Here is an 18,211-nt window from a genome sequence, read left to right as displayed (position 1 = left end):
GGCCATCGCGGCCGGGCGCCGTTGCTCGTCCGAGAGGGACGATCTCCTACAGAATGAACCGCCTGTCGGCGTGCGGGCCGGCGATCGCGGCGCCGGGCTCGGCCGGCAGCCAGAAGAGATCGTCCGACGCGTCCTCTGGCTCGACGTTGATCTGGTTGTCCCGAACGTCACTGCTGAGCACCGCGCTATCCATGTCGATATCGCTACCCGCGCAGCGTGACGGCAAACGCCACAACGTGTGAGGTAGACCTCAATATTCGTAACGTGCGAAAAGGCGTTCCGCTCCTTGCCATCCGGCGAATCGCCTCATAGGGCCGCCGCGAAGATGAGGACCTCGGCGCCGGCACCGTAGCCCGTCGTGCGCTTCTCCAGGGTCAGGCCGGTGTTGCGCGCCACCCGCTGCGACGCCACGTTGTCCGGGTGGATGATCGCGATCACCCGGTGCGCGCCCAGCACGGTGCGGGCCCAGTCGCGGCAGGCGCGGGCGGCCTCCGTGGCCAGGCCGGTGCGCTGCAGGGCCGGCACCACGTGGTAGCCGAGCTCGAGCTCGTCCACCCCGTCGACGCGCTGGACGGTGAGGCCGCAGTCGCCGGCGAACACGTCACCGTCGCGCAGGCGCATGGTCCACAGGCCGTGGCCGTCTTCCCGGTACCGCGTGCGGTTGCGGGCGATCCACTCGAGCGTCTCCGCGCGGGTCTTCGGCCTCGGGTAGTACCGCATGACCTCCGGATCGCCGAGCAGCGCCGCGAGCTCGTCCAGGTCGCCCTCGACCATCTCGCGCAGGACGAGCCGCGGCGTGGTCAGGACACTCACTCGACGTACAGGTTGATGCACGCGCTGATCGGCAGGGCCACCATCACGAGCAGGAACGCCAGGAGCGCGGCCGCACCCTTCTGCTGCTGGGCGTGGATGGTCTTGAGCGTGCACTCGCCGGTGAGGACGAACCAGTCGATGAGGTACCGCGCGACGTACAGCCCCACGTAGGCGATCCCGAGCGCGGCGCCGAAGCCGGCCAGGCTCTCGGGCCACGTGGTGAAGTCGCCGGCGATCGCGCCGTACAGGATGAGCCCGACGGCGGTGAGCACGGCCGCGGACTCGAGGCCCTGGGTCACACCGTCGCCGGTGACCATCGCGGCGCGCGGGTTACCGTGCGCGACGAGGCCGTGCAGGTGGAACGCGATCACGAGGCCGGCGATCCCGGCGAGGGTGAACGCGGCCGTCGACAGCAGCGAGGTGCGCAGGTCGGGCGCGTGGCCGATGAAGGTGGCCCGCACGACCAGGGCCAGGCCGAGGTAGAACCCGAGCCGGACCAGCCCGACGGACAGCGGCACGGTGTTGAGCTCGCCGATGCGCGTCGCGCGGGAGCGCAGGATCATCCAGTCGGTGATCCAGAAGCCGAGGACGGCGAGCACGGTGGCCCACACGATCCCGCCGCCGACCCAGGCCAGCGAGTTCCAGTTGGTCAGGTCCTGGCCGATCAGGCTCGACACGCCGATGACCTGCACGGCGACGAAGCCGACCCGCTGGACGAGGTAGCCCCAGTTCGACCGCTGCCAGAGCTCGTCGTGGTCGTCGAACGCGGTGACGGCGTTGAGCAGCCACCACCCGCCGCCCACGCCGAGGATCACGATGAGCACCTGGAGCACCGCGATCGTGGCGGCGGTACCGTTCATGGCGGTCTCCTACTAGAAGCCGGTGTGGTCGATGGTGTGGGGCACGAAGTGGCTCAGATTGTCGGTGATGAGCCCGGCGCTCTCGCGGATGCCGAGCCCGGCCGGCTCGCCGTCGATCATCCAGACCCCGAGCACGGGGTGCCAATCGCCACCCCGGGGGTCGGTGTAAGCCGGCAGCGGCGCGAACGACTGGCACACGAACGGGCCGCCGTAGTCACCGGGCGTGCTGATCTTGGTGACGCCGTCCACGATGACCGAGACGTTGGCGCCCTCGCGGCCGAGCAGGGGCTTGCGCACGTAGGAGGTCATCCAGTCCGGTTTCTCGGACTCGAAGTACGCGGGCAGGAGCAGGTCCTTCTTCTCCGGGTCGTCGCCGAAGAGGTGCCACAGCACCGGCAGCAGGCCCTTGTTGCTCCAGAGCATCTTGTAGGGCGGCTCGATCCACACGGTGCTGTCGCGGCGCGGGTCGCTCATGTCGCGGAAGCACTGCTTGGCGAACTGCTCCGCGGTCATCCACTCCCACGGGTACAGCTTGAAGATCACATCGATGTGCTGACCCTCGGGGTCGTAGAACCGGTCCCCGGCCTGGATGTCGCCGGCGCCGATCTGGTCCATCCAGATGAACTTGGTGCGGTACCCGAGCGGGGCGAGCGCCTGGCGGGCCGTCTCCATCAGGTACTCGGTGTTGAAGAGGTCCTCGCCGCTGTCTTCCTCGCGATCGCACGCGAAGTGGATGGTGACCGGGTCGAGCAGGTGGGTGCGGGCCTGGCGCAGCCGCGCCAGGTTGCGCTGCCAGCCGGCGACCAGCATCTCGTGGATCGCGTTCCACTGGTCCTTGCCCTGGCCGGTCTGCTGCATCCAGTACCACTGCGCGACCGCCGCCTCGGGCAGCGCGGTCGGGGTGTCGGCGTTGAACTCGAGCAGCTGCGGCTTGCCCGCGAACTCGCCCGCGTAGCGCACGTCGAAGCGGCCGTAGACGCTCGGCGAGAAGTCGCCCTTGCTGCGCCCGCCGGGCTCGGTCTCGTCGTCCCACCAGGTGCGCTTGATCTGGTCCCAGGCGAACTCGGGGATGCCCAGCAGCTGGAACATGTTGTGGTCGATGACGAAGTCGCCGGCCGCGACGCACATCTCGAACAGCGTCGCGGCGCTCGCCGAGAGCGTGTCGATCTCGGCCGAGGTGAAGTCGTAGAAGGGGCCTTCCTTCCAGTACGACAGGGTGCCGCCGCCCGGCGCCGGGATCTCGTTGTTGTAGACGATCCCCTGCGAGGCCAGCTGCTCACGCCAGTCCGGACGGACGGCTCCGTCGGCGATGCGTCGCACGTCAGCTGCCCGAGCTGCCGTGGCTGCTGCTGCCGAAGCCGCCGGAGCTCACCTTGCCGTTGCTCACGTGGCCGGTCGCGGGCAGCCCGGCGTTGGAACGCCCGACCGAGTCGGTGGACGAGACGCGGCTGCCGCCGCTGAGCCGGTAGCCCGGCGAGCGGCCCCGGCCGTAGCTGCCGGTGTAGTAGTAGTGGCCCGGCGAGCCGTCGTCGCATCGAGAGTCGGGCACCACCACGCCGTTCTGGTCGGCGCAGTAGGTCTGCTGCTCGCGGCCGCACGCCGCCAGCCCGCCCGTCGTGGCCAGCGCCGCCAGCGCGAGGTAGCTTCGGCCCAGCGGTACCGACTTGGAACGCCTCATCGTCTGCTCCCTCAGGTGTGCCTTAGCACGGTAAATGACCTTCGCAAGGAGCGCGAGTGGACGGACCGTTCTGTGACAGTGTCGGTTTCCATTCCGCCGGGATCTGGTTGGAAGAATTGACCGTCGCGATACTCCCTGCATCGACCCGCCACGATGTAGTCATCGAGGAGTTCTGATGCGATCACGGCTCCGCGCCGTGTGGGTCCTGGTGCTCGCGCTCGGGTGTCTCGTCGCCCTCCCGTCCGCCGCCCAGGCCGCCACGGCTCTGCCCTGCGACATCTACGGCGCCGCCGGCACGCCGTGCGTCGGCGCCCACAGCACCACCCGGGCGCTGTACCAGGCGTACAACGGCCGGCTCTACCAGGTGCGGCGCGCCTCCGACGGGGCACTGCGCGACATCGGACTGCTGGCCGCGGGCGGATACGCCGACGCGGACGCGCAGGACGCGTTCTGCACCGGCACCGCGTGCGTCATCACCGTCATCTACGACCAGTCGCCGCACCACAACGACCTCACGATCGAGGGGCCGGGCACCGCGGGCGGCCAGGACGTCGGCGCCAACGCGGCCGCGCTGCCCGTCACCGCCGGCGGGCATCACGTGTACGGCGTGTACTTCAACGGTCACACGGGCTACCGGAAGCGCGTCGGCGACGGGGTGGCCACCGGCGGGCAGCCCGAGGGCATGTACATGGTCGCGAGCGGTGTCCATGCGAACAACCTGTGCTGCTTCGACTACGGCAACGCCGAGGCCGAGATCGCCGACACCGGCAACGGGCACATGGACGCGGTGTCGCTGACCACCCGCTGCGTGAAGACCCCGCCGTGCACCGGCTCGGGCCCGTGGGTGGAGGCCGACCTCGAGAACGGGCTGTACCTGGGCAGCGGCCCGAACCCGGCGAACCTGGGCAATGCGACGCCATTCGTCACCGCGCTGCTCAAGAACGACGGGCAGCACACCTTCGCACTCAAGGGCGGCGACTCGCGCACCGGCGCGCTGAGCACGTGGTGGAACGGCGCGCTGCCCGCGGGCGGGTACCAGCCGATGCACCTCGAGGGCTCGATCGTGCTCGGCACCGGCGGCGACAACTCCAACCAGGCGATCGGCTCGTTCTTCGAGGGCGTGATGACGGCCGGGTACCCGACCGACGCCGCCGACGACGCGGTGCAGGCCAGCATCGTCGCGGCCGGCTACGGCGGGGGCGCGACCAGCCCCGCGCCCGCGGCCCCGGTCACCGGCCCGGGCGGCAAGTGCCTCGACGGCGCCGACGCGAACGCGGCCGGCGTGGCCGTACAGCTGTGGGACTGCCAGGGGACGGCGGACCAGCGCTGGATTCACGGGTCCGACCAGTCCGTGTCGGCGCTCGGGCGCTGCCTGCACCTCGTGGGCAACGCGACCGGCAACGGCACCCGGGTCGAGCTGGCCGACTGCGCGGGCGGGGCGTACCAGAAGTGGGTGCAGCAGACGGACGGATCCCTGCGCAACCCGGTGTCCGGACGGTGCCTCGACGCGCCGAGCGGGGCCACGGCCAACGGCACGAAGCTGCAGATCTGGGACTGCAACGGGCTCGGGCCGCAGAAGTTCTCCGTGAGCGGCGGCGGCACCATCGGCGGCCCCGGTGCCAAGTGCGTGGACGTGGCCGGGGACGACAGCGGCGCCAACAACGCGGCCGTGCAGCTGTGGGACTGCCAGCCCGGCGCGTTCGACCAGCACTGGGTGCGCGGTTCCGGCGGTTCGCTGCGCACGCTCGGCCGCTGCCTCGACGTGGCGGCCGGCTCGACCGCGAACGGCGCGAAGCTGCAGCTCTACGACTGCAACGGCGGCGGCGCGCAGAACTGGGTGCAGCAGTCCGACGGCTCGCTGCGCAACCCGGCGTCGGGCCGCTGCGTGGACTCGCCGAACGGCGCGACCGCGAACGGCACCCGGCTGCAGCTCTACGACTGCAACGCCTCGGCCGCCCAGAAGTTCCTTGTAGGTTAATCCCTAAACCCATTAGGCTGTACCGCATGGTACGGGCCGGACTGTCGCGCGCACAGGTGTGCACCGCCGCGCTGGAGCTGGCCGACGAGGTGGGCATCGACCACGTGACGATGACCGCCCTCGCGCGGCGGCTCGGCGTGGCGGTGCCCAGCCTCTACGAGCACGTTCGCGGGGTGCCGGACCTGCTGGACGCGGTCGCCGGGCAGGCGACGAACGAGCTGGCGGACCGGCTGGGCGAGGCGTTGCAGGGGCGTTCGGGGCGGGCGGCGCTGATCGCCTACGGCACCGCGTACCGCGCGTGGGTGCTGGCGCATCCCGGGCGGTACGCGGCGACGGTGCGGCCGCTGACCGACCCCTTGGGCGCGGCCGCACAGGCGCGGATCGTCGCCGGGTGCGCGACGCTGCTGCGCGGGTATGAGCTTTCTGAGACGCGCGCGGTGGACGCGGTGCGGTTCGTGTACAGCACGATGCACGGGTTCGTCCACCTGGAGACGGACGGCGGGTTTCATCACGCGCGCGAGCTGGACGCCAGTTGGTCGCTGGTGCTCGACGCGATCGATCGCGGTCTGTCCACGTGGCCGTCGTCGTGAGGGCCCGGGCCGTCATCGGCGCGCGCTCGCACGCTGGGCTTTCGCGTCCCGGGCTGTCGCGTCCTCGGCTTTCGCGTCCGGGGGTTTCGCGTCCTCGGCTTTCGCGTCCGGGGGTTTCGCGTCCCCGACTCTTGCGTGCCCTGTTCTCGCACGCTCGGCTTCTGCGTGCCCGACTCCTGCGCGCCCTGTTCTCGCACGTCCCGCCTTCGCACGCTCGGCTTTTGTGGGCTCGGGTCTCGCGCGTCCTGTTCTCGTACGCCCCTCTCTCGCACGCTCGGCTTTTGTGGCCTCGGGTCCCGCACGCCCCCTTCCCGCACGACCTGTTCTCGCACGCCCCGTTCTCGCACGCCCCGTTCTCGCACGTCCGGTTCTCGCGCGATCGGCTCGCCGTCCGCGTGGTCTTCGCCGGGATGTCCGCGTGAAGGCCTGGCTCGTCACTGGCTGTTCGAGCGGTCTCGGCCGCGCGCTCGCGTCCGCCGCGATCGCCAGCGGCGACGCCGTGCTGGCCACCGCGCGCGACGTCGGCTCGCTGGAAACGCTCATCGCGCGCGCACCCGGGCGCGCGTTCGCGCACCGCCTGGACGTCACGTCGCCCGGGGCCGCCCGCCTGGCGGTGGACGAGGCGCTGGCCCGCTTCGGCCGCGTCGACGTGCTGGCCAACTACGCCGGCTACGGGCTGCTGGGCGCGCTCGAGGACCTCGACGAGCACGAGCTGCGCGAGCAGTTCGAGACGAACCTGTTCGGCGCCCTGGCGCTCACTCGCGCAGTGCTGCCGTCCATGCGCGCGGCCGGCACCGGGTGCATCGTGCAGATGTCGTCACTCGTCGGTGTTGTTCCCGGTCCGGGCGGCTCGGCGTACGTGGGCAGCAAGGCCGCGCTGGACGCGATGTCCGAGTCGCTCGCCGGCGAGGTCGCGCCGTTCGGCATCCGCGTGCTGATCGTCGAGCCGGGCGGCTTCCGCACGGACGCGAGCGGACGCTCGATGCGGTGGGCGGCGACGAGCCCGGCCTACCACGCGTTCATCGAGCCGGCCCGGGCCGCGTTCGCCGCGCGCCACGGGCGCCAGGAGGGCGACCCGGCCCGGGCGGCCGCGGCGGTGCTGGCCGCCGTCGACGATCCCGGGGCCCCGCTGCGGCTGCCACTCGGCGCGGACGCGTACGCGCACATCGACGCCTACCTGCGCCGCCGCCTCCGGGACCACGTCGAGCCGCCGGACACCGCGTTCGCGGACCTACCGCGCCAGGACGGTCAGTAGGCACAGCGCGTTCACGCACCGACCGCGCCCGAACCGCCGGCCGGCCACCACGTTCACGCGTCCACCAGTGCGCGAACCGTCAACCGGACACCGCATCCACGCACCCACCGCACCCGAACCGCCGGCCGGCCACCACGTTCGCGCGTTCAGCATTGCGCGAACCGTCAACCGGACACCGCATCCACACGCCTACCGGGCTCGAACGGTCCGCCGGGCGCCGGCGTTCGCTCACCTACCGTGCTCGAACCGTCAGCCGGACACCTCGCTCATGCGCCTACCGCGCTCGAACAGTCAGCAGGCCGGCCAGGTCCACGTCGGCCGGGCGGCCACCGTGGCCGGAGTCGGCGATCAGGCGGGCGCCCAGCACCGCGCTCCAGAAGGTACGCACCTCGACCGCGGGCGGGCGGTCCACGGTCCAGGCGCGCCGGTCCAGGAGGGTCACCAGGTAGTGCTCGGCCTGGCGGAACAGGATCGTGAGGTACAGCTGCGCCGTGCTCTGCAACTCCGGGCGCTCCCGCGCGATCGACATCGCCTGCACCGCGGCCGGGATCGTGGGCAGGGCTAGCGCCGTCCGGGCGAGGGCGGAGCGGAACGTCTCGGGCGTGCGGCGGCGGTAGCCGACCGACTCCAGCCGCGCGGCGTCGCGCAGCAACGTGGACAAGGCCGCGTGCACGAACAGGCCGTCCTTGGAGCCGAAGTAGTACGTGATCTGGTGCGGGTACGCCTCCGCGGCCCGCGCGATCGCGGCCACGCTCACGCCCGCCAGTCCGCGCTCGGCGAAGAGGTCCGCCGCGCACCGCAGGATCCGCGCGCGGGTGCGGCGGCCCCGGGCCCGGGCCGGTTCGCTGATGGACATGTCATATTTGTATGCGATACAAGTAGCGGAGGCAATCGAACCGGGGAGGGTGCCATGGGCGCGGACGTGGTCGTCACGGGAATGGGGGCGTTGTCGCCGCTCGGCGAGGGCGTCGAGGCGCTCTGGCAGGGCCTGCTCGCGGGCCGGTCGGGCGTGCGGCGCATCGACGACCTGCTGCCGCCCGGGGTGCTGGACGAGCTGCCGGTGCGGATCGGCGCCACGATGGCGGTGTCGCCGGACACGCTGCTGACCCGCGTCCAGGCGCGGCGGATGGACCGGTGCGAGCAGGCGGCCCTGGTCGCGGCCCGCCAGGCGTGGCAGGACGCGGGCGCGCCGGAGGTCGACACCGAGCGGCTGGCGGTGGTGATCGGCACCGGGATCGGCGGGGTGAGCACGCTGCTGGGCCAGGACGACGTGCTCGAGGAGAAGGGCCCGGGCAAGGTGTCGCCGCTGACCGTGCCGATGCTCATGCCCAACGGGCCCGCGGCCTGGGTGAGCATCGAGTTCGGCGCGCACGCCGGGGTCTACACGCCGGTGTCGGCCTGTGCGTCGGGCGCCGAGGCGATCTCGCTCGGGGTGCGGCTCATCCGCTCCGGCGAGGCCGACATCGTGATCGCGGGCGGCTCGGAGGCGGCCATCACGCCGCTCACGCTAGCCGGGTTCGCGCAGGCCCGGACCCTGTCGAAGCGCAACGACGAGCCGCTGCGCGCGTCGCGGCCGTTCGACGCGGACCGGGACGGCTTCGTGATGGGTGAGGGCGCGGGGATCGTGATCCTGGAAAGCGCTTCGCATGCGGCCGCCCGCGGCGCGCGCGTGCACGGGCGGGTCGCGGGGGTCGGGGTCACCTCGGACGCGTACCACATCACGGGCCCGGACCCGAGCGGCGCCGGCCAGGTGCGCGCGATCCGGCGGGCCGTGGCCGACGCCGGGCTGCAGCCGTCCGACATCGCGCACGTGAACTGCCACGCCACGTCGACCGTGGTCGGCGACGTCGGGGAGGCGGCGGCGATCCAGGCCGCGCTAGGCGATGACGTGGTGCTGACCGCGCCGAAGTCCGCGCTCGGCCACCTGGTCGGAGCCGCGGGGGCGGTGGAGAGCATTGTGACCCTGCTGTCGGTGGTTCATGGTGTCGTACCGCCCACCCTCAACCTCGACCACAAATCCCCCGAGGTCACGCTGGACGTCGTGGCGGGCGAGCCGCGAACGCTCCCGATGACGGCGGCGGTGTGCAACTCCTTCGGCTTCGGCGGCCTGAACGTGTCACTCGTCTTCACCGCGTGAGCGAATACGCCGCACTCGCACACCCCGCATGACCGAACGCGCACAACTCGTGTTCACCGCTTAACCGAGCACGCACCACTCGTCTTTCCCGCTTGACCGAGCGCGCGCCACTCGTCTTCACCGCTTGACCGAGCACGCACCACTCGCACACTCCCCATGACCGAGCACGCACCACTCGCGTCCACCGCACGTGTTCACAGCTCGACCGAGCGCGCACCACTCGTCTTCACCGCTTGACCGAGCACGCGCCATTCGCACACTCCGCATGACGGAACACGCACCACGCGTCTTGACCGCTCGACCGAACATGTCCCGCTCGCACCCACCGCGCGAACGAACACATCTCACCGGTATTCACCGCGCGAACGAACACGCCACGGACTCGCGCGCAGAACTGCGCGCGAGTCCGCACCAACCGGCGCGTCAGCGGATCTGGTCCTGCTCCTCCAGCTCCGTCAGCTTCACCGTGCACAAACCGCCACGCTCGGCCTTCACGTCCGTCACGGTCAGCTGCGTACCCGGTGTGAGGATGAACTCCTCCTCGCCCGTGAACGCGGAGTAGCTGCGGATGCCGACCGCGCGCAGGGGTACGACTTCGAAAAGTGTCCGTTTGCCACTGCCGCCCATGAACGAACGCGCAACCCCAAGGCTGGACGTGCACGAAGACACGCCCCACCAGGTGACCGTTTGCCCAAGCGGGTACTGCCGGCGCAAATCCATCCGCACACCCCGCCACAGCGGCTCGCGGCGGGCGGGCAGGCGCGAGACGGCGGAGAAGAGCAGCCGGAGGTACGGCAGGTACGGCAGAATCCGGGTCCGATCGGGATCGCGCAGGCTGGCGTTGATCTGGCGGTAGAAGGCGGATTCGCAGGTGTACAGGTAAAGGGCAGCGGCCTCGTCGGCGCTCAGGCCCTCGGCTTCGGCGTCGGCCTGCTTCTGCCCGAAGGCGTGCGAGGCGTCCACGTGCCAGCCGAGGCCCTTGAGCACCGCAGCCGCCGGCGCGACCGCCTCGCGGAAGTCCATGAGCGGGGTGTCGAAGACGCCGCTGATCGCGGGCAGCGCGAGGCCCTCGTCCTTGACGCTTTCGAGCCGTTCCAGGTACAGCTTGTGCAACTCCATCGTCGAGGCGATGAAGGCGCCCATGCGATCCGCGGCCGGGTCCTGGTGCGCGTTCCACCCGACGCTGGGCAGCCAGTCGACCTCGTCCGCGCCGAGCGAGCGCAATGCTTCGTTCACGGTTGCGAAGTGCTCGTTGTCGCAGAAAATGTCGCCCTGCGCGGCCGGATTCGGGTGGTCGATGTGACGCACCTCGACGCCCGGGTACTTCTTCTGCAGCCTCGTCACCAGGGTCTTCAGCCCCCGCGCGTGCGCGCCCCACCAGGCGAAGACGACGCCCCGGTCCTCCTCGGCCGCGTCCTGCTTGGCCTTGAGGATCTCCTCGACAAGCCGCTCCACCACGGGCCGCCAGAAGCCGGTGTGCTGGTCGGTGCCGTAGGAACCGTCGGCGCTCGCCGTCAGCGAGGCGTTGAGCAGCAGCACGCCCTGCGTCAGCATCGACGAGAACCACTCCGGCGGCTGCACTGTGTCGTGCGCCTTGAGCAACGCCCGGATGTCGGCGATCGGCGTCTTCTTCGGGATGCCGTACTTCCACATCGCCGCCGCCTTGATGATGCAGCGAATGCTCACCACCCGGCCGAACTGGCTGTCCGCCCAGTCGTGGAAGGTGTTGTCGAACATCGCGATGCCGGTGGCGGACTCGGGCCGCGGATACGGGTTCTGCCCGAAGACCACGACCTTCCACTTGTGCGGCGGGTTCGGCTTCAGCGCCTGGAAGGTGAGCTCGCGGACCGGCACGATCTGCGGGCTGCGCTTGGGCCCGATGAACTGCGAGGCGCTCGGCTGCGCCTCGATGACCGGCTTGAGCAGGGGCAACCAGGGCTCGCCGCCGCCCTCGAACAGCTCGGCCAAACCCAACGGGTCGTCGGTGTCGCTCACGGTGACCTCCGCGGGAGTTCCACTGTGGACACCGAACCGTATCTTGTACCGTTCGATCCCGCTGCCCCGGGTCGGCCGGAGACGTTCGTGGGCCCCTGAGCACGGGGCCGGCGGACGGGGCGTCCGATGTGGACACCGAGCCCTATCTTGCGCCTTTCGGCCCTGCTGCCCCGGGTCGGCCTTCCCGGGCCCCTGAGCACGGGGCCGGCAGACGGGGCGTCCGATGTGGACACCGAGCCGTATCTTGTACCTTTCGGCCCCGCTGCCCGGGGTCGGCCGGAGACGTTCCCAGGCCCACGGGGTCGGCGGATCGGGCGTCCGACCCCGCCGTTCGGGGCCGAACGAGACCTGCCTCCGGCCCCGGGCGGCGGACCCGGAGAACTTCCTTCCGGCCCCGGCGATCGGGGCTGGACGAATGAAAGGGATGCCATGACGGTCAGGGTCGTACTCAGCGACGTCAACGCCAAGGTCGTGCAGTCCTGGATGTCGGCGTTCGCCGACGAGCCCGGGGTCGAGATCGTGAAGGGTTCGATCCTCAACCAGGACGTCGACGCGTGGGTGACGCCGACCAACTCGCACGGCGCCATGAGCGGCGGCGTCGACGCGGTGATCCTGCGGCATCTGGGGCCGGGCATCCAGCTGCGGGTACAGCGGGCGATCCAGGACGAGTTCGCCGGCACGCTGCCCATCGGAGCCGCGGTGTGCGTTCCGTCAGGCGCGGCGCGCCCGAAGTACCTCATTTCGGCGCCGACGATGCACACTCAAGCAGAAAACGTGCGCCACACGCTCAACGTGGCCCTGGCGTGCGCGGCCGCGTTCCAGGCCGTCCACATGCAGAACGAGCGAGAGCCCGGCAGCATCACGTCGGTGGCACTCGTCGGCATGGGCGCGGCGACGGGCAAGGTCCCGCCGCAGGTGTGCGCGAACCTCATGTGGGCCGGCTACACCCTGTTCGGCGAGAGCACGTTCGACGACTACGCCGAGCTGCGCGCCACGGTGAGCGAGCAGCTCGGCGACATCGAGACCCGCCCGTCCACCGAGCGAGTGCGGATCACTCCCCCGGCCGCCCGCCGGCGCCGCTAGGTCCGCCCACCGGCGCCGCTAGATTCGCCGGCCAGGGCCGCTAGGTCCACCGGCCGGGGCCGCAGGCCCATGAGTCTTCGCCCGGCATGGTTCGTGGAGCGCGTGGCCGAGCTCGCTCCACGAGCCGTCGCCGGGTGAACGACAGCACTTCGGGTTCGTGGCGCCCTCGACCAGACCCCGGGTAAGCGACAGCACTCCGGGGTTGGCGAAGCGCTCAGTCAGCCGCTCCACGAGCCGGCACCGGATGCGCGACGGCACTCCGGCGAGGGCGCTGCGGCCGCGGGCTCCTGCCGGTCAGTCCTCGCTCAGCACCGGCTCGTGGAGCGTGTACCCGCGCTCGACCAGCTGCTCCACGACCCGGTGCCGGGTGAGCGAGAGTACGTGCGTCTCCACCTCCGCGTGATCGAGCAGCTCGTTGTAGGTGTCGCGCACGACCTGCTCGACCTCGGCGGGTGGCGCGTCCGGGAACCGCTCCCGCACGATGTCGACCTCCCGCCGCAGCGCCGTCTCGATGTCGCCGAGGTGAGCGACCCCGTCATGTTCGGACATTGCGCACCGTCCTTTCGTGTGAGACCTCCTGGTTGCCCCCGCCGGTGAACACCAGGTGAACCGGACGGCAGGAGCGCACCGACCTTGCGACACGAGCAGCACGCGGGCAGCACGCGGGCAGCACGCGAGCAGCACGCGAGCAGTGCGCGGGCAGCACGCGAGCAGCACGCGAGCAGCACGCGGGCAGTGCGCGGGCAGTGCGCGGGCAGTGCGCGTGTCGCCGCTCGGCGATTCGTGGCGACCACTGCAGACCGGCGTCGCGAATCAGGAGACGGTGCCGACGGAGTGCCGGCGTACTGATCCTGGAAGTTCCACGGTTCACCTGAGGACGCGCGCGGCGAGCGATGTGCGACCTTGACAGGCTTCGAAACGTTGCCGGACTCTCGGCGCAATATTTACATCCGGCCCGCCCCAACCGGACCGTTCCGGAAGGAGAGCCCTGGTGAACATCAGCTCGGGCCGCCCGGCGACCCGTCTGACGCTCGTCGCCCTCACGCTCGCGGCCCTGCTCACAGGCGTCGGGGCCGCGGTCCTGCACTCCCCCGACGCCAGCGCCGCCAGTGCCGGCGTGGAGGACGAGGGCGCGAACTGTACGGTGCCGGCGCTGCCCGATGCCGGCTCGCTGCCGACCAACGCGAAGCTGCCCGATCCGTTCAAGAAGCTCGACGGCACGCGGATCACGAACAAGTCGGACTGGACGTGCCGGCGCGAGGAGATCAAGCGGCTCGCCGAGAAGTTCGTCTATGGCGAGAAGCCGCCGAGGCCGCAGTCTGTGAGCGGTACCGTGTCCAGAACCGCCATCACCGTGAACGTCTCGAACGCGGGGAAGTCGGCGACTTTCTCCGCGAGTGTCGATCTGCCCAGCGGGAACGGTCCGTTTCCGGCCGTTTTCGTGCTCGGCGGGTTCGGAGCGGACACCGCCTCGATCAAGGCCGCGGGCGCGGCGGTGATCAGCTACGACCCGTACGCGGTCGGCAAGGAGGGCACGCCTCGCACGAACAAGCAGGGCGCGTTCTACAGCATCTACGGCGCGAACAGCAGCACCGGGCTGCTCGTGGCCTGGGCGTGGGGCGTCAGCCGGCTCATCGACGTGATCGAGCAGTCCGGCGGCACCATCCTGCGCGGTGACGCGACCGGCGTGACCGGCTGTTCGCGCTTCGGCAAGGGTGCGTTTGTGGTCGGCGCGTTCGACCAGCGCATCCAGCTCACGATGCCGATCGAGTCGGGCAGCGCCGGCGTGCCGATCTTCCGGGGCATCCCGGGCGAGGGGGCGCAGAGCCTCAGCAGCGCGTACGGCGAGCAGCCCTGGCTCGGCGACGCGTTCAGTTCGTTCACGAGCGCTCCGACACGACTCCCCGTCGACACGCACGAGATGGTGGCCATGGTCGCACCACGCGGACTGTTCATCATGGACAACCCGCACATCGTGAACCTCGGCCCGAAGTCGGCGAGCGTCGCGGCGCTCGGCGGCGCGGAGGTCTACAAGGCCCTGGGCGCCGGCGACGCCATCACCTACTGGTCGGACATCCAGGACGGCAACCACTGCGCGAACCGGCCGGAATGGCGCACACCGTTGCAGCAGAACATTCAGCGGTACCTGCTGAAGACCGCGAACCCGCCCGGCTCCTTCCACGTGTCGAGCAAGGCGTCGGGCAATCTCGCCGAGTGGCGCGACTGGACGACGCCGACGCTGGGCAACGGCACGGGCAGCCCGACGCCCTCGGCTTCCTCCTCCCCCTCGGGCTCGCCGTCGCCGTCCGGTTCGCCGTCGCCGTCCGGTTCGCCGTCGGCGTCCGGTTCGCCGTCGGCCTCGAACTCGCCGTCGGCGTCCGGTTCGCCGTCGGCCTCGAACTCGCCGTCGAACCCGCCGGCCGGTGGCTGCACGGCGTCCGTCTCGCTCAACCAGTGGACGGGCGGGTTCGTGGCCACCGTGAAGGTGACGGCCGGCGCGTCCGCGATCACCGGGTGGACCGTGAACACCACGCTGCCATCGGGCGCGGCGGTCACGAACATCTGGAACGCGAGCCGTAGCGGGAACAGTTACAGCAACGTGCAATACAACGGCAGCGTTCCGGCCGGCCAGTCGACCGAGTTCGGCTTCCAGGGCACGGGCACAGCCACCGGCATGACCGCCACCTGCGCGGCTCGCTGACCGACGACGGCGGTTCGTGCACGGAACTCCAGCGGTTCGTACGCAAAACGACAGGGGCCCGGCCAAATCGGCCGGGCCCCGCGCACAAGCCGCGCCCCAAACGGACGAGGCACAGATCCCGGACGCACGCACATGCGCACACGCGGCGCACGAACGCGCGAACGATGCCGACGCGGCGCCTGGACTCGCCATGAGCACTCGACGCACGAACACGCTGCTCATGCACGCAGGACGCGAACGCGCACGCAGATTACGCACGCACGACGCCAACCCGGATGAACACAAGAACACGGCCGCACAACCCGAACGCGCGGACACGAGTGCGAGTGCGGGTGTCGTCCCGGCGCGCGGCAAACGCGGTCGCGGGCGGTCACGGGCGGTCACGGGCACTCGCGGGCGGTCACGGGCACTCGCAGGCGGTCACGGGCACTCGCGGGCGGTCGGGCACTCGCGGGCGGTCACGGGCACTCGCAGGCGGTCACGGGCACTCGCGGGCGGTCACGGGCACTCGCGGGCGGTCACGGGCGGTCGCCGGCGGAGCCGGCGGGAGCCGGCGGTCACGGGCGGTCACGGGAGCGCGAATGAGCCCGTGGACATGGACGTCGTGCGCGAATGTGCGAAGTGCAGGCGTGGCGGGCGTGTGGCGCGTTACAAACGTGCGGCTACGGCTGCGCGAAGCTCCGGCAGGCGATCGTGCAGCAGCCCGGGGCATTCGGTCGTGTTGAAGTCCTTGTGGCCGTAGATCTCCGTGGCCGGGATCGCGTACTGGTGGCACGCGAACACGCAGAAGTCGACGAGGCTGTTCCACAAGGCGGCCGGGGGCTGCACGGTGAGGTACGTGCCCTCGTTCTCGATCCCGATGGCCTGGTCGTTCTGGCCCACGCAGTGCGCGCCCTGCACCATGGTCTGCCCGTGCAGCAGCGCGTACAGGCTGCCGTGGCGGCCCTCGGTCAGCCAGCCGCCGCGACTGTTGGTGAAGTGCTGGCCGCTGTCGATCCAGTGATTCGTGTCCATGTGCAGGTTCTGGATGTCGCGCGAGTTCGCGAACGCGTGGGCCTGCGAGTAGTCGGTCGAGTTGGCCATCGCCGTGTGGTGGACGACGATTTTGTTCGGGCGATGCTGATCGATTGTGAGCGCGCCGGCCGGCGGGCGGGCGCCCCAGGCACCGCAGCTCGCGATCTCGGGCTGCTCGACGGTAGCGGCCAGGCCGCCGGGCACCAGCGACGAGGCGGGGCCGGCAAGACCCAGCGACGCGGCGGAGGCCGGGCCGCCCAGACCCAGCGAGCCGGGCGAGGCCGGGCCGGCGGGTGCGAAGGGTGCGGCGGTAGCGGGACGGGCGGGCACGAGCAGCGCGGCGGCTCCGCCGAGCAGCACGGCGCGGCGGGTGAGACGAGCCATGAGACCTCCCCCGAACAGGGCGTCTGCCATCGATTGAAGTCACTGTAGATTTTCCCCAGACTTCGACGCAAGCCTATTGAAAGTTTCCGACGTCCGTGAGCTAATTCGTGAAGTTCTTTACCAGAACGTCCCGCAAGGGAAGGGGAGGCACCCGTGAACCGACGACGGCTCGGCGCACTCGCGGCGCTGGCTCTGACGGCCGCCATGGTCCTGTTCGGCTCGCCGGCGAGCGCGGCGACCGTGACGTACGGCCAGGATGTGTCCGGATATCAGGGCAGCGTCAACTGGCAGGCGCAGTGGAACGCCGGCTCGCGTTTCGCCTACATCAAGGCGACCGAGGGCACCTACTACACCAATCCGTCCTTCGCCCAGCAGTACAACGGGTCGTACAACATCGGCATGATCCGCGGCTCCTACCACTTCGCGATCCCGAACGGTGGCGGCGGCGCGGCCCAGGCGGACTACTTCGTCGCGCACGGCGGCGGCTGGTCCAAGGACGGCAAGACCCTGCCCGGCGCGCTGGACATCGAGTACAACCCGTACGGCGCCACCTGCTACGGACTCTCGCAGTCGTCGATGGTGAGCTGGATCCGGGCGTTCCTGAACCAGTACCACACGCGCACCGGCCGCTGGGCGGTCATCTACACGACCACCGACTGGTGGGTCACGTGCACCGGCAATTACAGCGGCTTCTGGGCCAACTCGCCGCTGTGGCTCGCGCGCTACAGCAGCACCCCCGGCACCCTGCCGGCCGGCGCGCCGACGTGGTCGTTCTGGCAGTACTCGAGCACCGGCCCCTTCGCCGGCGACTCCAACCAGTGGAACGGCGCCCTCGACCGGCTCAAGGTGCTGGCCTGCAACGGCGCCTGCTGAACCCGTTCGAACCGCTCCACGACGCTGCGAGCACGCGTCCGTAGAAGCACCCGTCGCACTCGTCCCGGGCCGCCCCCGACCCGGGACGAGTGCTCCGCGTCGCCGAACGCTCAACCACACCTGCACGAAACGACACCGACCGCGCCCGGCCCGGGACCAGCCCGGCATCGACCCAGGCCAGCTCTCCCCCGATGCGGCCGAGCGCTTCACGGAGTTGGGTGCGGTGTTCGAGCGCTACGACGAAGACGACAACCGAGCAGTGCGCATTCGATCAGTTTTCGAGAAGCGTGGCCGCCGCGGCCCCTCCTAGCATGGGAAACGTTCCGATCAGCGAGCGTTTCCGGAGGTACCAGCCATGGCCCGCAAGTCGACCCAGACCTTCACCGACGACGAGCGTGCGGCGATGAAGGAGCACGCGGCCGAGGTGCGCGCCTCCGCCTCCCGCCGCGGCTCGAAGGCCGACAAGGCCGCCGAGGACCTCAAGGCGCTGCTCGAGAAGATCGAGGAGATGTCCGAGGCGGACCGCGCGATGGCATCGCGGGTGCACTCGCTCATTCTCGAGAACGCGCCCGAGCTCGCGCCCAAGCTCTGGTACGGCATGCCGGCCTACTACAAGGGAACGAAGTCGGTGTGCTTCTTCCAGCCGGCGCAGAAGTTCAAGACGCGCTATGCGACGCTCGGCTTCAACGAGGACGCGGCGCTGGACGACGGGGACTTCTGGCCCGTGGCGTATGCGCTGCAGGAGCTGACGCCGGCCGTCGAGCAGCGCATCGCCGCCCTGATCAAGCAGGCCGCCGGCTGACCGAAGCCGCATTGCGCCAGAACACAGCGAGCGAACGCGCACAGCCAC

General features: G+C 70.6%; 18 protein-coding genes. 9 read left to right on the top strand and 9 right to left on the bottom strand.

Translation table 11 applies throughout. The features are described 5' to 3' along the window. Positions 1-46: 46 nt before the first annotated feature. The 5 genes from AC6JBM_RS51190 to AC6JBM_RS51170 form a co-directional block, all read right to left on the bottom strand. Positions 47-193 (bottom strand): hypothetical protein, encoded by a 147-nt coding sequence (locus AC6JBM_RS51190; protein ID WP_350618584.1) that lies wholly within the window; start codon positions 191-193, stop codon positions 47-49. Positions 194-306: 113 nt separating this feature from the next. Next, a complete protein-coding gene (locus AC6JBM_RS51185) occupies positions 307-813 on the bottom strand; it encodes a GNAT family N-acetyltransferase (protein ID WP_497980766.1) in 507 nt (168 codons plus the stop codon). Next, positions 810-1,673 carry a DUF350 domain-containing protein gene (locus AC6JBM_RS51180; protein WP_497980765.1) on the bottom strand — a complete coding sequence of 288 codons (864 nt, stop codon included), beginning with the start codon at positions 1,671-1,673 and terminating at the stop codon, positions 810-812. Before AC6JBM_RS51180 ends, AC6JBM_RS51185 begins: the two co-directional genes overlap by 4 nt. A 12-nt stretch (positions 1,674-1,685) precedes the next feature. Next, entirely contained in the window at positions 1,686-2,993 is a 1,308-nt protein-coding gene (locus AC6JBM_RS51175) for a glutathionylspermidine synthase family protein (protein ID WP_497980764.1), read from the bottom strand. A 1-nt stretch (position 2,994) separates the two neighbouring features. Then, entirely contained in the window at positions 2,995-3,351 is a 357-nt protein-coding gene (locus AC6JBM_RS51170; protein ID WP_497980763.1) for a hypothetical protein, read from the bottom strand. 175 nt (positions 3,352-3,526) lie between these two features. Between AC6JBM_RS51170 and AC6JBM_RS51165 the strand changes: the two genes are divergently transcribed. The 4 genes from AC6JBM_RS51165 to AC6JBM_RS51150 all read left to right on the top strand — a co-directional run bounded on the left by AC6JBM_RS51165 (position 3,527) and on the right by AC6JBM_RS51150 (position 7,174). Continuing rightward, a complete protein-coding gene (locus AC6JBM_RS51165; RefSeq protein ID WP_497980762.1) occupies positions 3,527-5,329 on the top strand; it encodes an arabinofuranosidase catalytic domain-containing protein in 1,803 nt (600 codons plus the stop codon). A gap of 26 nt (positions 5,330-5,355) precedes the next feature. After that, a complete protein-coding gene (locus tag AC6JBM_RS51160) occupies positions 5,356-5,919 on the top strand; it encodes a TetR/AcrR family transcriptional regulator (RefSeq protein WP_497980761.1) in 564 nt (187 codons plus the stop codon). 281 nt (positions 5,920-6,200) lie between these two features. Beyond that, entirely contained in the window at positions 6,201-6,341 is a 141-nt protein-coding gene (locus AC6JBM_RS51155) for a hypothetical protein (RefSeq protein ID WP_497980760.1), read from the top strand. Then, positions 6,338-7,174, top strand: a complete 837-nt coding sequence (locus tag AC6JBM_RS51150) for an SDR family NAD(P)-dependent oxidoreductase (RefSeq protein ID WP_497980759.1) — start codon at positions 6,338-6,340, stop codon at positions 7,172-7,174. Before AC6JBM_RS51155 ends, AC6JBM_RS51150 begins: the two co-directional genes overlap by 4 nt. A 274-nt stretch (positions 7,175-7,448) precedes the next feature. Here the strand turns inward: AC6JBM_RS51150 and AC6JBM_RS51145 are convergent, their stop codons facing one another. After that, positions 7,449-8,030: a TetR/AcrR family transcriptional regulator C-terminal domain-containing protein gene (locus AC6JBM_RS51145; protein ID WP_497980758.1), complete on the bottom strand. Its 582-nt coding sequence runs from the start codon at positions 8,028-8,030 to the stop codon at positions 7,449-7,451. A 54-nt stretch (positions 8,031-8,084) separates the two neighbouring features. On the opposite strand from AC6JBM_RS51145, the gene AC6JBM_RS51140 reads away from it, so the two are divergent. After that, positions 8,085-9,311: a beta-ketoacyl-[acyl-carrier-protein] synthase family protein gene (locus tag AC6JBM_RS51140; RefSeq protein ID WP_497980757.1), complete on the top strand. Its 1,227-nt coding sequence runs from the start codon at positions 8,085-8,087 to the stop codon at positions 9,309-9,311. Positions 9,312-9,734: 423 nt separating this feature from the next. On the opposite strand, the gene AC6JBM_RS51135 is transcribed toward AC6JBM_RS51140, so the two are convergent. Next, a complete protein-coding gene (locus AC6JBM_RS51135; RefSeq protein WP_497980756.1) occupies positions 9,735-11,306 on the bottom strand; it encodes an ADP-ribosyltransferase domain-containing protein in 1,572 nt (523 codons plus the stop codon). Between the two features lie 429 nt (positions 11,307-11,735). On the opposite strand from AC6JBM_RS51135, the gene AC6JBM_RS51130 reads away from it, so the two are divergent. Further along, positions 11,736-12,389 carry a macro domain-containing protein gene (locus AC6JBM_RS51130; protein ID WP_497980755.1) on the top strand — a complete coding sequence of 218 codons (654 nt, stop codon included), beginning with the start codon at positions 11,736-11,738 and terminating at the stop codon, positions 12,387-12,389. A gap of 294 nt (positions 12,390-12,683) precedes the next feature. On the opposite strand, the gene AC6JBM_RS51125 is transcribed toward AC6JBM_RS51130, so the two are convergent. Then, positions 12,684-12,938: a three-helix bundle dimerization domain-containing protein gene (locus tag AC6JBM_RS51125; protein ID WP_350618564.1), complete on the bottom strand. Its 255-nt coding sequence runs from the start codon at positions 12,936-12,938 to the stop codon at positions 12,684-12,686. A 442-nt stretch (positions 12,939-13,380) separates the two neighbouring features. On the opposite strand from AC6JBM_RS51125, the gene AC6JBM_RS51120 reads away from it, so the two are divergent. Continuing rightward, positions 13,381-15,090, top strand: coding sequence for a glucuronyl esterase domain-containing protein (locus AC6JBM_RS51120; protein ID WP_497980754.1), 1,710 nt, complete (start codon positions 13,381-13,383; stop codon positions 15,088-15,090). Between the two features lie 648 nt (positions 15,091-15,738). On the opposite strand, the gene AC6JBM_RS51115 is transcribed toward AC6JBM_RS51120, so the two are convergent. Further along, positions 15,739-16,488 carry a peptidoglycan recognition protein family protein gene (locus AC6JBM_RS51115; protein WP_497980753.1) on the bottom strand — a complete coding sequence of 250 codons (750 nt, stop codon included), beginning with the start codon at positions 16,486-16,488 and terminating at the stop codon, positions 15,739-15,741. A 204-nt stretch (positions 16,489-16,692) separates the two neighbouring features. On the opposite strand from AC6JBM_RS51115, the gene AC6JBM_RS51110 reads away from it, so the two are divergent. After that, positions 16,693-17,361 (top strand): lysozyme, encoded by a 669-nt coding sequence (locus tag AC6JBM_RS51110; protein ID WP_497986722.1) that lies wholly within the window; start codon positions 16,693-16,695, stop codon positions 17,359-17,361. Between the two features lie 355 nt (positions 17,362-17,716). Continuing rightward, positions 17,717-18,163 carry an iron chaperone gene (locus AC6JBM_RS51105; RefSeq protein ID WP_497980752.1) on the top strand — a complete coding sequence of 149 codons (447 nt, stop codon included), beginning with the start codon at positions 17,717-17,719 and terminating at the stop codon, positions 18,161-18,163. Positions 18,164-18,211 lie beyond the last annotated feature (48 nt).

It is taken from the genome of Dactylosporangium thailandense, from assembly GCF_059739745.1.
Note: the sequence above shows the minus strand (reverse complement) of the source record. Positions and strands in the feature narration are given on the sequence as shown.

What these genes read in the sequence shown, in the direction of transcription:
- AC6JBM_RS51160 (WP_497980761.1), top strand. Translation starts at nt 5,356, where the DNA reads ATGGTACGGGCCGGACTGTCGCGCGCACAGGTGTGCACCGCCGCGCTG.
- AC6JBM_RS51110 (WP_497986722.1), top strand. Translation starts at nt 16,693, where the DNA reads ATGGTCCTGTTCGGCTCGCCGGCGAGCGCGGCGACCGTGACGTACGGC.
- AC6JBM_RS51140 (WP_497980757.1), top strand. Translation starts at nt 8,085, where the DNA reads ATGGGCGCGGACGTGGTCGTCACGGGAATGGGGGCGTTGTCGCCGCTC.
- AC6JBM_RS51170 (WP_497980763.1), bottom strand. Translation starts at nt 3,351, where the DNA reads ATGAGGCGTTCCAAGTCGGTACCGCTGGGCCGAAGCTACCTCGCGCTG.
- AC6JBM_RS51145 (WP_497980758.1), bottom strand. Translation starts at nt 8,030, where the DNA reads ATGTCCATCAGCGAACCGGCCCGGGCCCGGGGCCGCCGCACCCGCGCG.
- AC6JBM_RS51130 (WP_497980755.1), top strand. Translation starts at nt 11,736, where the DNA reads ATGACGGTCAGGGTCGTACTCAGCGACGTCAACGCCAAGGTCGTGCAG.
- AC6JBM_RS51180 (WP_497980765.1), bottom strand. Translation starts at nt 1,673, where the DNA reads ATGAACGGTACCGCCGCCACGATCGCGGTGCTCCAGGTGCTCATCGTG.
- AC6JBM_RS51105 (WP_497980752.1), top strand. Translation starts at nt 17,717, where the DNA reads ATGGCCCGCAAGTCGACCCAGACCTTCACCGACGACGAGCGTGCGGCG.
- AC6JBM_RS51165 (WP_497980762.1), top strand. Translation starts at nt 3,527, where the DNA reads ATGCGATCACGGCTCCGCGCCGTGTGGGTCCTGGTGCTCGCGCTCGGG.
- AC6JBM_RS51125 (WP_350618564.1), bottom strand. Translation starts at nt 12,938, where the DNA reads ATGTCCGAACATGACGGGGTCGCTCACCTCGGCGACATCGAGACGGCG.
- AC6JBM_RS51190 (WP_350618584.1), bottom strand. Translation starts at nt 193, where the DNA reads ATGGATAGCGCGGTGCTCAGCAGTGACGTTCGGGACAACCAGATCAAC.
- AC6JBM_RS51115 (WP_497980753.1), bottom strand. Translation starts at nt 16,488, where the DNA reads ATGGCTCGTCTCACCCGCCGCGCCGTGCTGCTCGGCGGAGCCGCCGCG.